Raw genomic sequence first — 15,768 nt, forward strand, 5'->3', positions numbered from 1 at the left:
ACAACAATAATGAGTCTGCGAGGCCTTCCGTGATCCAGTTTTTACTTAACCAGGAACTCCGTAGCGAGCACGCCCTGGACCCCAACCTGACCGTGCTCAACTATTTGCGCGAGCATTTGGGCAAATCCGGCACCAAGGAAGGCTGCGCCAGCGGCGATTGCGGTGCATGCACCGTGGTGGTCGGCGAATTGCACACCGACACTCAAGGCGCGGAGCAGATCCGCTATCGCAGCCTCAATTCCTGCCTGACGTTTGTGTCGTCATTGCACGGCAAACAGCTGATCAGCGTCGAAGACCTCAAGCATCAAGGCCAACTGCACAGCGTGCAACAGGCCATGGTCGAGTGCCACGGCTCGCAATGCGGCTTTTGCACCCCAGGCTTTGTGATGTCGCTGTTTGCCCTGCAAAAGAACAGCGACGCCCCCAATAGCCAGAAAGCTCATGAAGCCCTGGCCGGTAACCTGTGCCGTTGCACCGGTTATCGACCGATCCTCGCCGCCGCCGAACAGGCCTGCTGCAACAAGCCGGCTGATCAGTTCGACAGCCGCCAGGCCGAGACCATCGCCCGTCTCAAAGCCATCGCGCCCACGCAAACCGGTGAACTCAACAGCGGCGACAAACGCTGTCTGGTGCCGCTCACCGTTGCCGATCTGGCCGATCTCTACGACGCCTATCCGCAGGCGCGCTTGCTGGCGGGCGGCACTGACCTGGCACTGGAAGTCACGCAGTTCCACCGTGTGCTGCCGGTGATGATCTACGTGGGCAACATTGAAGAGATGAAGCGCATCGAGTCGTTCGACGACCGCCTGGAAATCGGCGCGGCTACACCGCTGTCCGACTGCTACAGCGCGCTGCACCACGAATACCCGGACTTCGGCGATTTGCTGCACCGCTTCGCTTCGCTGCAAATCCGCAACCAGGGCACGCTGGGCGGCAATATCGGCAATGCGTCGCCCATCGGCGATTCGCCACCACTGCTGATCGCGCTCGGCGCGCAGATCGTGCTGTGCAAGGGCAACACCCGTCGCACCCTGGCGCTGGAAGATTACTTCATCGATTACCGTGTCACTGCGCGTCAGGACAGTGAGTTTATCGAGAAGATCATCGTGCCCAAGGGCCACGCGCTGTTCCGCGCCTACAAGGTTTCCAAGCGCCTGGACGATGATATTTCCGCCGTGTCCGCCGCCTTCAACCTGAAGCTCGACAACGGTGTGATCAGCGACGCCCGCGTGGCGTTTGGCGGCATGGCCGCCACGCCCAAGCGCGCGAAAAGCTGCGAAACCGTATTGGTGGGCGCCACCTGGAACGCCGCCACGGTGGAGAAAGCCTGCGCCGCCCTCGCCCAGGATTTCACCCCGCTGTCAGACTTCCGCGCCAGCAAGGAATACCGCCTGCTCAGCGCGCAGAACCTGCTGCGCAAATACTTCATCGAACTGCAAACACCGCACATCGAGACTCGGGTGACCGCTTATGTCTAACCATCACGCCGTCGTTAAAACCCAGGCCGAACTCGCCGAGCTGTTTGCCCAGGACCTGACCACCGGGGTCGGCCGCAGCGTCAAGCATGACAGCGCCGCCAAGCATGTCAGCGGTGAAGCGCAGTACATCGATGATCGCCTGGAATTTCCTAACCAGTTGCACCTGTACGCGCGTATGTCCGACCGCGCCCATGCGCGCATCATCAGCATCGACACCGCACCCTGCTACGCCTTTGACGGCGTGCGTATCGTCATCACCCATGAAGATGTGCCGGGCCTCAAAGACATTGGTCCATTGATGCCCGGCGACCCGTTACTGGCCATCGACACCGTGCAGTTTGTCGGCCAAGTGGTGCTGGCCGTGGCCGCCCGCGACCTGGAAACCGCGCGCAAAGCGGCCCTGGCGGCGGTGATCGAATACGAAGACCTGGAGCCGGTGCTGGACGTGGTCGAGGCCTTTCGCAAGAAGCACTTTGTGCTCGACAGCCACACCCACCAACGCGGTGATTCGGCGGGCGCACTGGCCACCGCGAAAAACCGTATCCAGGGCACCCTGCATATCGGCGGCCAGGAACACTTCTACCTGGAAACCCAGATTTCCTCGGTAATGCCCACCGAAGACGGCGGCATGATCGTCTACTGCTCCACGCAAAACCCCACCGAAGTGCAAAAGCTGGTGGCCGAAGTGCTCGACGTGTCGATGAATAAAATCGTCGTGGATATGCGCCGCATGGGCGGGGGTTTTGGCGGCAAGGAAACCCAGGCCGCCAGCCCCGCGTGCCTGTGCGCGGTGGTCGCGCACCTGACCGGCCAGCCGACCAAGATGCGCCTGCCGCGTGTCGAAGACATGCTGATGACCGGCAAGCGCCACCCGTTCTATATCGAATACGACGTGGGCTTTGACGACAACGGCCGCCTGCACGGCATCAATCTGGACCTGGCAGGTAACTGCGGCTGTTCGCCGGACCTGTCCAACTCGATTGTCGACCGCGCCATGTTCCACTCCGACAACTCGTATTACCTGGGCGACGCCACCGTCAACGGCCACCGCTGCAAGACCAACACCGCGTCCAACACAGCGTATCGCGGCTTTGGCGGCCCGCAAGGCATGGTGGCCATCGAAGAAGTCATGGACGCCATTGCGCGTCATCTGGCGCTGGACCCGTTGGCGGTGCGCAAGGCCAATTACTATGGCAAGACCGAGCGCAACGTCACCCACTACTACCAGACCGTCGAGCACAACATGCTCGAAGAAATGACCGCCGAGCTTGAAGCCAGCAGCCAGTACGCCGAGCGTCGCGAGGCGATCCGCCTGTACAACGCCCACAGCCCGATTCTGAAAAAAGGCCTGGCGCTGACGCCGGTGAAATTCGGTATTTCGTTTACCGCCAGTTTCCTCAACCAGGCTGGCGCGTTAATCCACATTTACACCGACGGCAGCATCCACCTGAACCACGGCGGCACCGAGATGGGCCAGGGCTTGAACATCAAGGTCGCGCAGGTGGTGGCTGAAATATTCCAGGTCGAGATCGACCGCGTGCAGATCACCGCCACCAACACCGACAAGGTGCCCAACACCTCGCCGACCGCCGCCTCCAGCGGTGCCGACTTGAACGGCAAGGCCGCGCAGAACGCTGCCGAAACCATCAAGCAGCGCCTGGTGGAATTTGCCGCGCGCAAGTACGACGTGAGTGAAGCGGACGTGGAGTTCCACAATGGCCACGTGCGCGTGCGCGATCAGATCCTGACTTTTGAGGCGTTGATCCAGCAGGCGTATTTCGCTCAGGTTTCGCTGTCGAGCACCGGCTTTTACAAAACCCCAAAAATCTTTTACGACCGCAGCCAGGCACGTGGCCGGCCGTTCTATTACTTCGCGTTCGGCGCGGCCTGCTGCGAAGTGATCGTCGACACCCTGACCGGCGAATACAAGATGTTGCGCACCGACATCCTCCACGATGTGGGCGCCTCGCTGAACCCGGCCATCGACATCGGCCAGGTCGAAGGCGGTTTTATCCAGGGCATGGGCTGGCTGACCATGGAAGAGCTGGTGTGGAACAACAAGGGCAAGCTGATGACCAACGGCCCGGCCAGCTACAAGATCCCGGCCGTGGCGGACATGCCACTGGATTTGCGTGTGAAGCTGGTGGAAAACCGCAAAAACCCGGAAGACACGGTGTTCCATTCCAAGGCCGTGGGCGAGCCGCCGTTCATGCTCGGGATTGCTTCGTGGTGTGCGATCAAGGATGCCGTGGCAAGTTTGGGTGACTATCGCCATCAGCCGAAGATTGATGCGCCGGCGACGCCGGAGCGGGTGTTGTGGGGCTGTGAGCAGATGCGGCAGTTGAGCACTGCAAAAGCCGTTGAGACTGAACTGGCTTGATCGTTCCCACGCTCTGCGTGGGAATGCCGCCTTGGACGCTCTGCGTCCGCTGTTGTGACGCAGAGCGTCACGGTATGCATTCCCACGCGGAGCGTGGGAACGATCTGATTCCCACGCGGAGCGTGGGAACGATCTGACTGGAGGTGACTATGAACAACTGGATCAGCGCCCTCGCCGACCTGCAGAACCAGGGTGAACCCTGCGTGCTGGTGACCATCATCGAAGAGCTCGGCTCCACGCCGCGCAACGCCGGCTCAAAAATGGTCATCAGCGCCGCGCACACCTTCGACACCATCGGCGGCGGACACCTGGAATACAAGGCGATGCAGATCGCCCGTGACATGCTGGTGCGTGGCCAGCAGAACACCCATCTGGAGCGCTTCAGCCTCGGCGCCAGCCTGGGCCAGTGCTGCGGCGGCGTGACGGTGTTGCTGTTTGAACCCATGGGCCAGGTGCAGGCGCAGATCGCGGTATTTGGCGCCGGCCATGTCGGCCGCGCGCTGGTGCCGTTGTTGGCAAGCCTGCCGTGTCGGGTGCGCTGGATTGATTCGCGTGATCAGGAGTTTCCAGAACACATCCCTCAGGGCGTGCGTAAAATCATCAGCGAAGAGCCGGTCGACGAAATTGCCGACCTGCCGGTGGGCAGTTACTGCATCGTGATGACCCACAACCACGCGCTGGACCTGGAACTGACCGCCGCCCTGCTCAAGCGCAATGACTTTGCCTATTTCGGCCTGATCGGTTCAAAGACCAAGCGGGTCAAGTTCGAACACCGCCTGCGTGATCGCGGCTTCGAGACCGCGCAACTGCAACGCATGCGCTGCCCCATGGGCCTCACCGAGGTGAAGGGCAAACTGCCGGTGGAGATCGCCATCTCCATCGCCGGCGAAATCATCGCCACCTATAACGCGAATTTCGGCCAGCACAGTGCAAGCGCCGAACCTATTGCCAAACTGCTGCCGGCCTCGCGTCGCAGCCAAGCTATCTAACACATTGAGATCACCATGCCTTTGACTCGCAAAGCCTACCGCGCCGCCATTTTGCACAGCATCGCCGACCCAGCCGAAGTGGGGATCGAAGCCTCTTATGAGTATTTCGAAGACGGCCTGCTGGTGATCGATAACGGCCAGATCAGCGCCCTGGGCCACGCCAGCGATTTGCTGCCAACCCTGCCCGCCGACATCGACGTGACCCATTATCAGGATGCGCTGATCACGCCCGGCCTGATCGACACCCATATCCACCTGCCGCAAACCGGCATGGTCGGTGCCTATGGCGAGCAGTTGCTGGATTGGCTCAACACCTACACCTTCCCGTGTGAAAGCCAGTTCGCCGACAAGGCCCACGCCGAGGAAGTCGCGGGTATCTTTATCAAGGAACTGCTGCGCAATGGCACCACCACGGCGTTGGTGTTCGGCAGTGTGCACCCGCAGTCGGTGAACGCGTTCTTTGAAGCCGCCGAGAAACTCGACCTGCGCATGATCGCCGGCAAGGTGATGATGGACCGCAACGCGCCGGACTACCTCACCGACACTGCCGAATCCGGCTATCAGGAAAGCAAGGCGCTGATCGAACGCTGGCACGGCAAGGGCCGTTTGCACTATGCCGTCACGCCACGTTTTGCGCCGACCAGCACCCCGGAGCAACTGGCGCTGGCCGGGCAACTGCTGGGCGAATACCCGGACCTGTACATGCAGACGCACATCAGCGAGAACAAGCAGGAAGTCGAGTGGGTAAAAGAGCTGTTCCCGGAGCGCAACGGCTACCTGGACGTGTACGACCATTACAAGCTGCTGGGCGAGCGCTCGGTATTTGCCCACGGCGTGCACCTGTGTGATGACGAGTGCGCACGGCTGGCGGAGACGGGTTCAGCCGTGGCGTTCTGCCCGACCTCGAACCTCTTCCTCGGCAGTGGCTTGTTCAACTTGCCGATGGCCGAGAAGCACAAGCTGAATGTCGGCCTGGGCACTGACGTGGGCGGTGGCACCAGCTTCTCGCTGCTGCAAACCCTGAACGAAGCCTACAAGGTCATGCAACTGCAGGGCGCGCGTTTGAGCCCGTTCAAGTCGCTGTACCTGGCCACCTTGGGCGGTGCGCGGGCACTTCGCCTGGAAGACAAGATCGGCACGTTGCAGCCGGGCACGGATGCGGACTTTTTGGTGCTGGACTACAACGCTACGCCGCTGCTCAGCTATCGCTTGAAGCAGGCCAATAACATTGCCGAGACGTTGTTTGTGTTGATGACGCTGGGGGATGACCGGACGGTGTTGCAGACGTATGCAGCGGGTCAGTTGGTGCACCAGCGCTAATTTCAGCAACACCACAAAACAAATGTGGGAGCTGGGCTTGTGTGGGAGCTGGCTTGCCTGCGATAGCATCACCGCGGTGTACCTGATACACCTCGGTGCCTGCATCGCAGGCAAGCCAGCTCCCACACAAGCCCGGCTCCCACATTTTTAGTCCCAGGCGAACCTGGAACATTACAGTTTGACTGAAGAACGCCCTGGCTTCTTGGTCTGCAACAAATGCGAGAACACCGCGTGCAAATCATCCGACGCGCTTTCCTCGTCGAGGTTGAGCTTGCTGTCGATGTGATCCATGTGGTGCATCATCAAATTCACTGCCAGCGTCGCGTCGCGTGCTTCGATCGCATCGATCAGTTGGGTGTGCTCATCGTAGGAACAGTGCGAGCGGTTGCCGCTTTCGTACTGGGCGATGATCAACGAGGTCTGCGACACCAGGCTGCGCTGGAAGCTGATCAGCGGTGCATTCTTCGCCGCTTCGGCGAGCTTCAAGTGGAATTCGCCGGAGAGGCGGATACCGGCACCGCGATCACCCCGTGAGAAGCTGTCGCGCTCGTCGTTGACCATCTGGCGCAACTCGGCCAGTTGCTCAGCCGTGGCGTGTTGCACCGCCAATTCAGTGATCGCCCGCTCGACCAGACGCCGGGCCAGGAACACCTGGCGCGCTTCTTCTACACTTGGGCTCGCCACTACCGCGCCACGATTGGGCCGCAGCAGCACCACGCCTTCATGGGCCAGGCGCGAGAGCGCGCGGCGGATGATGGTGCGGCTGACGCCGAAGATTTCGCCCAGTGCTTCTTCACTCAATTTGGTACCGGGCGCCAGGCGTTGTTCGAGGATCGCCTCGAAGATATGCGCGTAGACGATATCGTCCTGGGTTCCGCTGCGACCAGCCTTGCCGGCTCGCGGTTGTTTCTTGAGAGGTTGCAACTGTTCGTTCATGGGCACTCGGGGTTTGGAGAACGGCGGCGAATTAACGGTAATACGTCAACAGCGTGTTGCTGGCAAGTATCACCTAAAAACAGGGCACATTGTACACAACCCAGTGCGCCAACACACTGTACGGCTATTTGCGGCGGCGGCTGTATTGCAATGAGTGGTTACGTTTGAGTTTAGGCTTGAATTCGCTTTTTCCCAGGTAAAAGGAACACCTCTCCATGACCGACGCCACTCAAGCGCCCTTGCGCCCATTGGCCGACACTTCTGCGTCGGCCGTCGTCGCCGGCTTCATTGCCATGATGACCGGCTACACCAGTTCCCTGGTGCTGATGTTCCAGGCCGGCCAGGCAGCCGGTTTGACCACGGCGCAGATTTCTTCGTGGATCTGGGCGATCTCTATCGGCATGGCGGTGTGCAGCATCGGCCTGTCGTTGCGCTATCGCACGCCGATCACCATTGCCTGGTCCACGCCCGGCGCCGCGCTGCTGATCACAAGCCTGGGTGGTGTAAGTTACGGCGAGGCCATCGGCGCCTATATCACCTGCGCGGTGCTGGTCACGCTCTGCGGGCTGACCGGCAGCTTTGAAAAACTGGTCAAGCGCATCCCCGCCTCATTGGCGGCCGCCTTGCTGGCGGGGATTCTGTTCAAGATCGGCAGCGAGATTTTTGTCGCCGCGCAACATCGCACCGGCCTGGTGCTGGGGATGTTTTTCACCTATCTGATCATCAAGCGCCTGTCGCCGCGTTATGCAGTACTGGCCGCGCTGGTAATCGGCACCCTGTTGTCAGGGCTGATGGGTTTGCTGGACTTCAGCGGTTTCCACCTGGAAGTGGCCACACCGGTGTGGACCACGCCGCACTTCTCGCTGGCGGCGACCATCAGCATCGGTATCCCGTTGTTTGTGGTGGCAATGACCTCCCAGAACATGCCTGGCGTCGCCGTGCTGCGCGCCGACGGCTATACTGTGCCCGCTTCGCCATTGATCACCGCCACTGGCCTCGCCTCGCTGGTGCTGGCGCCCTTTGGCTCCCACGGAATCAACCTGGCGGCCATCAGCGCGGCGATCTGCACCGGGCCACATGCCCATGAAGACCGCAACAAGCGCTACACCGCGGCCGTCTGGTGCGGGGTGTTCTACGGGATCGCCGGGGTGTTCGGCGCCACCTTGGCGGCGTTATTCGCAGCGTTGCCCAAGGAACTGGTGCTGTCGATTGCGGCCCTGGCGTTGTTTGGCTCGATCATCAATGGTTTGAGTATCGCCATGAATGAGCCCAAGGAGCGGGAAGCGGCGCTGATCACCTTTATGGTCACCGCGTCTGGCTTGACGCTGTTTTCCATCGGCTCGGCGTTCTGGGGGATTGTGGCGGGGGTGTTGACGCTGTTGATTCTGAATTGGCGCAAGGCATAAAAAAACGGCGACCCGAGGGTCGCCGTTTTTTTAGTATCACTTAGCCGCGTTGATCGGCTTTTCCGGATACCACACGTCCAGCAGTGGGCTGACTTCAGCGCTTTTCAGCTCGCTGCGGCCTTTGAGCCAGCTTTCAACAGCTGCGCGTTGCTCTTCGTTGACCGAGCCACGCTTCTGCAGGCAAACCAGACCGAAGTCATCGCCGCCGACATAGCCCAGACCATTGGCTTCCATGGCTTCTTTGATGAATGCTTCGAGGAAAGCATCGGTAGCTTCTTCACTCAGGTCTTCTTTGAAGTCCAGGTTCAGTTCGAAACCCAGCTCTTGAAATTCATCAACGCACAGTTTTTTGCGCAGACGCTGGGAACGGTTAGTCGCCATTGGAACAATCCTCTTAAGTAATAACGGCCGGCACTTTAGCAGTTTAAGCCGACCTTTGCCCGACTCTATGGGACGGGCGGCCATTGGTCTGCAAAAAAACCCGAAATACCCGCTATCGTTCAGCTACAACTGGATCCACCTTGGGGCATAATGCCGACACTTTCGTGACCAATGAGGGATTTTCTTCCATACCCCTCACCTTTTTCACCCTTCTCAGCAGTAGGGTTTTATTCCTTATGATCAACTCTTTTCGTTCAGTACTCTTTGCCGGTTTTCTTGTACCTCTGGCTTTTTCCGTCACCGCCGCGCCGATCAACAACAGCCTGCCGCCAAATGTTCAGCAGGCACTGCAGAAAGCCAAAATACCCAATACTTCGCTGTCGTTGGTGATGCTGCCCCTCACCGGGCCCGGCACGCCGACCGTGTTCAACGCTGATGTTTCGGTTAACCCGGCCTCCACCATGAAGCTGGTCACCACCTACGCAGCCCTGGAAATGCTCGGCCCCAACCACCAGTGGAAGACCGAGTTCTACACCGACGGCACCCTCAGCGGTGGCGTGTTGCGCGGCAACCTCTACCTCAAGGGCGGCGGCGACCCCAAGCTGAATATGGAAAAACTCTGGCTGTTGATGCGCGACCTGCGCGCCAATGGCGTACAGCAAGTCACTGGCGACCTGGTGCTGGACCGCAGTTTCTTCAATCAGCCGCAATTGCCTGAATTCAATGACGACGGCAACGACGAGAACAAGCCGTTCCTGGTCAAGCCGGACGCCCTGCTGGTCAACCTCAAGGCCCTGCGCTTTGTCACCCGCAATGACTCGGGCCGGGTGATCGTCTCGGTCGAGCCGCCGATTGCGAGCATCCGCATCGACAACCAGGTCAAAGTCTCCAACGCCAAGCAATGCACCGGCGATGTGCGCTACAGCCCGGTGACCGCCGCCGATGGCAGCGTGACCGTGACGGTCAGCGGCCAGTTGGGCGATGGGTGCAGCTCGCAGACCTACCTGTCGCTGCTCGACCACGCCACCTACACCGCCGGCGCCGTGCGTGCGATCTGGCAGGAGTTGGGCGGTACCATCCAGGGCCGTGATATCCAGGCACCAGTGCCCAAGGACGCTAAAGTGCTGGCTCGTGCGTTCTCGCCGGACCTGGCGGAAATCATCCGTGACATCAACAAATACAGTAACAACACCATGGCCCAGCAGTTGTTCCTGAGCCTGGGCGCGCAGTTCCGCAACGACGCCGATGGCGACGACGCCAAGGCCGCGCAACGCGTGGTGCGTCAGTGGCTGGCGAAAAAAGGCATCACCGCGCCGCACCTGGTGATGGAGAACGGCTCCGGCCTGTCCCGCGCCGAACGCGTCAGCGCCCGCGAAATGGCGGCCATGCTGCAAGCGGCGTGGAAAGGCCCGTACTCGGCGGAATACATCAGTTCGCTGCCGATTGCCGGCACCGATGGCACCATGCGCAAACGCCTGAAAACCACGGCTCTGCGCGGTGAGGCTCACGTCAAGACCGGCACCTTGAACACCGTGCGCGCCATTGCCGGGTTCAGCCGCGACAACAATGGCAACACCTGGGTGGTGGTGGCGATACTCAACGATTCGAAGCCATGGGGGGCTTCTTCGGTGCTCGATCAGGTGCTGCTGGACCTGTATCGCCAGCCGAAGCTGACAGCCGCAGCGCCCGTTTTGTAATTGATCGTTCCCATACTCCGCGTGGGAACGCAGCCTGGGACGCTCTGCGTCCCAAAGCGTGACGCAGAGCGTCACAAGAGGCATTCCCACGCAGAGCGTGGGAACGATCAGGCGCGCAAGCGCTCGGCCTCCACCCGGTCACGGCCCGCCTGCTTGGCCACATACACCGCCGAGTCCGCGCGCAGCAGCAGCCCGTCAATCCCTTCATCGATCCGCCAACTGGCCACACCGAAGCTGGCGGTCACCACGCCCACCACCTCCATCGGTTCGGTGCGCAGCGACTGCCACAACTCCATCGCCAGGCTATAAGCCTGCTCGGCATCGGTATGCGGGCACAGCACCACAAACTCTTCGCCGCCCAAACGACAAAACACATCCGTGCGGCGCAAGCGCCGGCCGATGCGTTTGCACACTTCCTGCAACACCCCATCGCCCACCGCATGCCCGTGCTGGTCATTGATGCGCTTGAAGTGATCAATATCGAGCATGATCAACGACAATGTGCCCTTGGTTCGGTTGAGCCGCAGCATCTCGGCCTTGAGGCGATCCTGAAAATAACGGCGGTTATGAATGCCCGTCAGCGAGTCGGTAATCGACAGCGCACGCAGCTCCTCTTCGACCCGCTTCAGATCGGAGATATCCGACACGTAGCCATGCCACAACGTGCCACCGCCGGTTAACTCCTCCGGCGTGGCTTCGCCGCGAATCCAGCGCAGGCCGCGTTGCGGCAACACCACCCGGTACTCTTCGCGCCAATGGCTCAACTGCAGCGCCGACAGCCGAATCGACAGGCGCACACGCTCCACGTCTTGCGGATGAATGCGTTCGAACACCTTGTCCGCGTCTTGCTGCAGTACGCCCGTGTCGATTTCATAGATATCGCGCATACCATCGCTGGCATAGATGAAACGCCCCTTCCCCTTGGGTTCGAGGGTGAACTGAAAAATCCCGCCAGGCACGTGGGCACTGAGCTTTTTGAGTAGTCGGTCGCGCGCGGCCAACGCCTCGTAGGCGCGTTTTTGTTCGGTCACATCCATGTAGATCGCCAGGTGCCCGATCCACAGGCCGTAGTCGTCCAGCAATACGGTTGTGAGCATATTCACCGTCAGGTAGCGGCCATCCTCGCGCAATAATGTCCACTCGCGCGCCTCGTGCAGATTGTCCGGGCTTTCCACCAGCATCGCCTGGCTCGCCGGAATACGCTTGCCCAAGGCCACGCTCAAACTGGCCGCGCGCGCTTCGAGTTCCAGGGCCAGATGCAGGCTTTCCAAGGTCAGTCGCCCCACCACCGCCTCGGATTTGAACCCGAGCATTTTCTCGGCACCGGCATTGAAGGTGTTGATCACACCCCGCAGGTCAGTGGCAATGATCGCAACATGGGTGGCGGCGTTCAGCACACTGCGCAATTGCCCGTGGGCTGCGCGAAGCTCCTGCTCACGCAGGTGCAACTGCTGCGTGCGTTGTTCCACCAGCTTGAGCGCGCGCTGGCGCTGGCTGACCAACACATACAGCAACGCACTGAGCAGCAGGCTGAGGAGCACGCCCATTGCCAGTATGGTGTGCATCGACGAGTGATTGGCCTGGTCGAACACCTGGCTGGCGCGAACGCTCAAGGCATACACATGGTCGCCGAGGGTGAGACGACGCGTGGCAACAAGGCCGCTGTCGCCCACCGCGTTGCTGGACGCGTACAGCACGCGCTGCTGCGTGTCGGAAGTGTCGACGATCTGCATCACCAGGTTGTCGCGGCTGGGCTTGGGCAAACCATCGGCGACCAGTTGGCGCATGCTGATCACTGCCATCACATAACCATGGGGCTCGGTGTCGACGGGTTTGCTCACGGGCGCCACCAACAAGACGCCGGCGGCATAAGCCGGTTCTACGCCCACCAACTGCATGGGCTGGGACACCGCAGGCCGGCCGCTTTTCTGCACCCGCTCAAGCACCGAACGACGCAGTGGCTGGGCCAACAGATCGAACCCCAAGGGCGAACCCAGCAAGCTTTGGGTCTGGCTGTACAGCACCGGCACATACTCGTCGCGCTCGGGCGCCGGCGCCAGTTCACCCGAAGTGTTCAATTCTCTAATGGCGAAAGGTGTACCACGCTGACGCGAGATGTCCTGTTCAAAAGCGTTGCGCTGTTCGCGAAATATACGCGGCGCCCAGGCATAGGCGCGGGCGCGCAGAAGCAAAGGCTTGGCGAAACCATCGAACTCGGCGCGGGACACGTCACTGGAATTGACGAAGAAACGCTGCAGGCTGGCCAGGCGTTGCTCCTGGTCTTCGAACCGCTCCTGAAGGCGGGTGTAGCGCTCGTTGACCAATAACTGGAAACGCTGGCGCACTTGCTGTTTGTAGAGGTCGGCGGCCGCCCAGGCGACGATGACCGTCAGCGCTCCACCTGCCAATAACACCACCAATGCCACCAGCCAAGCCGACGCCTGCTCACTGATAAAGCCTAGTATTTTCGGGCGAACGGCTTGCATCGGCATAGGCAACACTCACAACGCCAGCGTGCGGGGGGTGTCACTTTGGCTAGGCGTTAAGTTATAACCATGAGGCCGGTGTTTGACCAGTGCAAAAAAGCCGCAAGCCCGGAATATTCCGGGCTTGCGGCTTTTTGGTGCAGCTTGAGTGTGGCGATCAGCGAGCGGTGATTTTCCAGGCCCGGTGAATCTTCGCGTTACGTGCGAAGTCCGGGTCCAGGGTTTTGTCGCTGATTTCCTCGACCGCATAGCGCTCGCTGAGGTTGTCCTCCAGCACGAACTTGCGGAAGTTGTTCGAGAAGTACAGCACGCCGCCAGGGGCCAGGCGCGCCATGGCCAGGTCGAGCAACTGCACGTGGTCACGCTGTACGTCGAAGATGCCTTCCATGCGCTTGGAGTTGGAGAAGGTCGGCGGGTCGATGAAGATCAGGTCGAACTCATCACGGCTCGCCTCCAGCCAGGCCATCACATCACCTTGCTCCAGGCGGTTCTTGTCAGAGAAACCGTTAAGGGAGAAGTTGCGACGCGCCCAGTCCAGGTAAGTCTTGGACAAGTCGACGCTGGTGGTGCTGCGCGCGCCGCCCTTGGCTGCGTGCACACTCGCGGTGGCGGTGTAGCAATACAGGTTGAGGAAACGCTTGCCGGCCGCTTCCTTCTGGATGCGCATGCGCATCGGGCGATGGTCGAGGAACAGGCCGGTGTCCAGGTAGTCGGTGAGGTTGACCAGCAGCTTCACGCCGCCTTCGCTGACCTCGGTGAACTTGCCCTGAGCGCTTTGACGTTCGTACTGCTTGGTGCCGCTCTGACGTTCGCGACGCTTGACCACCACGCGGCTCTTGTCGACATTCAGCGCCTGGGGAATCGCGGCCAGCGCATCGAACATACGCGCAGAGGCTTTTTCCGGGTCGATGGATTTAGGCGCGGCATATTCCTGCACATGCACCCAATCGTGGTACAGGTCGATGGCCATGGAGTATTCCGGCATATCGGCGTCGTACACACGGTAGCAGTCAACACCTTCGCGCTTGGCCCATTTGCCCAACTGCTTGAGGTTCTTTTGCAGGCGGTTGGCGAACATCTGCCCGCCTTCGCTCAGGCGCGCCTGCTCAACCACCGGGGCTGGAGCCGGCTTGATCGGGTTGCCGTTCTTGTTGTACTGGCGCTCGACCGGCTCGGTCGGGGCTTGATCGTAAGCGGCTTGCTCACGCTCGGCCTGACGCTGCTCCGGGGTGCGGCGCTCGCCAGTGACGAACTGGTCCGGGTTGACCTTGATCAGCAGCAACTTGCACGGCAACGCGCCGTTCCAGAACGAATACTGTTTGTGGCTGCGGATGCCCATGCGCTTGCCCAGGTCCGGCGCGCCGGTGAACACCGCCGCTTCCCAGCCCATGCAGGCCTGGCGCAAGCGCTCGCCGAGGTTCTGGTAGAGGTACAACAGGCTGGCTTCGTCACCGAGACGCTCGCCGTAGGGCGGGTTGCAGATCACCAGGCCTTTCTGGTTCTGGTCCGGGCGCGGCTCGAAAGTACCGACTTCGCCCTGGTACACCTTGATCCAGTGGCTTAAGCCTGCGCGTTCGATGTTGTTACGGGCGGGCTGGATCAGACGCGGGTCAGCCTCATAGCCACGCACCCACAATGGCGGCTTGTTCATGCCAATGGCAGCACGCTCGGTGGCCTCGGTGTGCAGCTTCTTCCACAGCGCCGGTACGTGACCGAGCCAGGTGGTGAAGCCCCACAGCTCACGATTGAGGTTGGGCGCCATGTCGGCGGCGATCATTGCGCCTTCCACCAGGAAGGTGCCCACGCCACACATCGGGTCCGTCAGCGCGCCGCCTTCGGCCGCAATACGCGGCCAGCCGGCGCGAATCAGGATCGCGGCTGCCAGGTTTTCCTTCAACGGTGCGGCGCCCTGCTGCAGGCGATAACCGCGCTGGTGCAGGCTGTGACCGGACAGGTCCAGGGAAAGGATGGCTTCGCCACGGTCCAGGCGCAGGTGAATGCGCAGGTCCGGGTTGATCTTGTCGATGGACGGGCGTTCGCCGGTCGGGGTGCGCAGTTTGTCGACAATCGCATCCTTGACCTTCAGCGCGCCGAAGTGGGTGTTGTCGATGCCCGAGCCGTGGCCACTGAATTCAACGGCCAGGGTGCCGTCCGGGACCATGTGGTCGGCCCATTCGATATCCAGCACGCCGTGGTAGAGGTCCTCGGCGTCCTTCATCGGGAAGCGCTTGAGCACCAGCAGCACGCGGTTGGCGAGGCGCGACCAGAGACACAGGCGGTAGGCGGTTTCCATGTCGGCCATGCCGCGCACGGCCGAGGTGTGCTCGCGGGCTTCCTCAAGGCCAAGCCCGACGGCTTCCTCGATCAGCAGGCCTTCGAGGCCCTTGGGGCAGGTGAGGAAGAGTTCAAAACGGTCCGACATGGGGCATTCCAGGCTTTTCAGCAATAAATGAACGGGCGACGCATCGCCGGCTCGGTTTTCAATCAAGCACTTTTCTTGAAGAGTGCTCGCGTGGCACGAATGTGCCGTTCCACCCCGGCTACCGGGCGTTTGAGCCTGAATTGCCGGGGCAGATAAATAAATCATCGCAACAAAAAGAAATATTCCGACCCTTCGTCGAATAATAACCGACTGCAACAGGCGGGCATTCTCACTAAAGGATTAAACCCATCCTCTATGCAGGGCACATCATAG

General features: G+C 60.8%; 10 protein-coding genes. 6 read left to right on the plus strand and 4 right to left on the minus strand.

Annotated elements, in window-relative coordinates:
- Positions 1–29: 29 nt before the first annotated feature.
- The 4 genes from xdhA to guaD all read left to right on the plus strand — a co-directional run bounded on the left by xdhA (position 30) and on the right by guaD (position 6,167).
- Entirely contained in the window at positions 30–1,478 is a 1,449-nt protein-coding gene (xdhA, locus tag HBO23_RS19685; RefSeq protein WP_170039263.1) for a xanthine dehydrogenase small subunit, read from the plus strand.
- Positions 1,471–3,858, plus strand: a complete 2,388-nt coding sequence (xdhB, locus tag HBO23_RS19690) for a xanthine dehydrogenase molybdopterin binding subunit (RefSeq protein WP_170039265.1) — start codon at positions 1,471–1,473, stop codon at positions 3,856–3,858. Before xdhA ends, xdhB begins: the two co-directional genes overlap by 8 nt.
- Before the next feature lie 149 nt (positions 3,859–4,007).
- Complete coding sequence (gene xdhC, locus HBO23_RS19695) at positions 4,008–4,847, plus strand: xanthine dehydrogenase accessory protein XdhC (protein WP_170039267.1); 840 nt, start codon at positions 4,008–4,010, stop codon at positions 4,845–4,847.
- A gap of 15 nt (positions 4,848–4,862) precedes the next feature.
- On the plus strand, positions 4,863–6,167 hold the full coding sequence (gene guaD / locus HBO23_RS19700) for a guanine deaminase (protein ID WP_170039269.1): 1,305 nt from the start codon (positions 4,863–4,865) through the stop codon (positions 6,165–6,167).
- Between the two features lie 171 nt (positions 6,168–6,338).
- Here the strand turns inward: guaD and HBO23_RS19705 are convergent, their stop codons facing one another.
- Entirely contained in the window at positions 6,339–7,103 is a 765-nt protein-coding gene (locus HBO23_RS19705) for a GntR family transcriptional regulator (RefSeq protein WP_017134778.1), read from the minus strand.
- A 215-nt stretch (positions 7,104–7,318) separates the two neighbouring features.
- Here HBO23_RS19705 and HBO23_RS19710 point away from each other — a divergent pair, with 215 nt between their 5' ends.
- The gene (locus HBO23_RS19710) at positions 7,319–8,509 is read left to right on the plus strand and encodes a benzoate/H(+) symporter BenE family transporter (protein ID WP_017134777.1); all 1,191 of its coding nucleotides are present in this window, start codon (positions 7,319–7,321) and stop codon (positions 8,507–8,509) included.
- Positions 8,510–8,545: 36 nt separating this feature from the next.
- Here the strand turns inward: HBO23_RS19710 and HBO23_RS19715 are convergent, their stop codons facing one another.
- Positions 8,546–8,890, minus strand: coding sequence for a YggL family protein (locus tag HBO23_RS19715; RefSeq protein WP_017134776.1), 345 nt, complete (start codon positions 8,888–8,890; stop codon positions 8,546–8,548).
- 236 nt (positions 8,891–9,126) lie between these two features.
- On the opposite strand from HBO23_RS19715, the gene dacB reads away from it, so the two are divergent.
- Positions 9,127–10,587 carry a D-alanyl-D-alanine carboxypeptidase/D-alanyl-D-alanine-endopeptidase gene (gene dacB / locus HBO23_RS19720; protein ID WP_170039271.1) on the plus strand — a complete coding sequence of 487 codons (1,461 nt, stop codon included), beginning with the start codon at positions 9,127–9,129 and terminating at the stop codon, positions 10,585–10,587.
- A 107-nt stretch (positions 10,588–10,694) separates the two neighbouring features.
- Here dacB and HBO23_RS19725 read toward each other — a convergent pair whose 3' ends face one another.
- Positions 10,695–13,079 (minus strand): diguanylate cyclase, encoded by a 2,385-nt coding sequence (locus HBO23_RS19725; protein ID WP_170039283.1) that lies wholly within the window; start codon positions 13,077–13,079, stop codon positions 10,695–10,697.
- 151 nt (positions 13,080–13,230) lie between these two features.
- Positions 13,231–15,495, minus strand: a complete 2,265-nt coding sequence (gene rlmKL / locus HBO23_RS19730; RefSeq protein ID WP_017134773.1) for a bifunctional 23S rRNA (guanine(2069)-N(7))-methyltransferase RlmK/23S rRNA (guanine(2445)-N(2))-methyltransferase RlmL — start codon at positions 15,493–15,495, stop codon at positions 13,231–13,233.
- Positions 15,496–15,768 lie beyond the last annotated feature (273 nt).

Source organism: Pseudomonas sp. WS 5532 (genome assembly GCF_012985445.1).
GTDB classification, from domain to species: domain Bacteria; phylum Pseudomonadota; class Gammaproteobacteria; order Pseudomonadales; family Pseudomonadaceae; genus Aquipseudomonas; species Aquipseudomonas edaphica.

Excerpts from the sequence above, each read along its gene's own strand:
- dacB (WP_170039271.1), top strand. The coding sequence starts at position 9,127 with ATGATCAACTCTTTTCGTTCAGTACTCTTTGCCGGTTTTCTTGTACCT.
- HBO23_RS19710 (WP_017134777.1), top strand. The coding sequence starts at position 7,319 with ATGACCGACGCCACTCAAGCGCCCTTGCGCCCATTGGCCGACACTTCT.
- HBO23_RS19725 (WP_170039283.1), bottom strand. The coding sequence starts at position 13,079 with ATGCCGATGCAAGCCGTTCGCCCGAAAATACTAGGCTTTATCAGTGAG.
- HBO23_RS19705 (WP_017134778.1), bottom strand. The coding sequence starts at position 7,103 with ATGAACGAACAGTTGCAACCTCTCAAGAAACAACCGCGAGCCGGCAAG.
- guaD (WP_170039269.1), top strand. The coding sequence starts at position 4,863 with ATGCCTTTGACTCGCAAAGCCTACCGCGCCGCCATTTTGCACAGCATC.
- xdhB (WP_170039265.1), top strand. The coding sequence starts at position 1,471 with ATGTCTAACCATCACGCCGTCGTTAAAACCCAGGCCGAACTCGCCGAG.
- HBO23_RS19715 (WP_017134776.1), bottom strand. The coding sequence starts at position 8,890 with ATGGCGACTAACCGTTCCCAGCGTCTGCGCAAAAAACTGTGCGTTGAT.
- xdhC (WP_170039267.1), top strand. The coding sequence starts at position 4,008 with ATGAACAACTGGATCAGCGCCCTCGCCGACCTGCAGAACCAGGGTGAA.
- rlmKL (WP_017134773.1), bottom strand. The coding sequence starts at position 15,495 with ATGTCGGACCGTTTTGAACTCTTCCTCACCTGCCCCAAGGGCCTCGAA.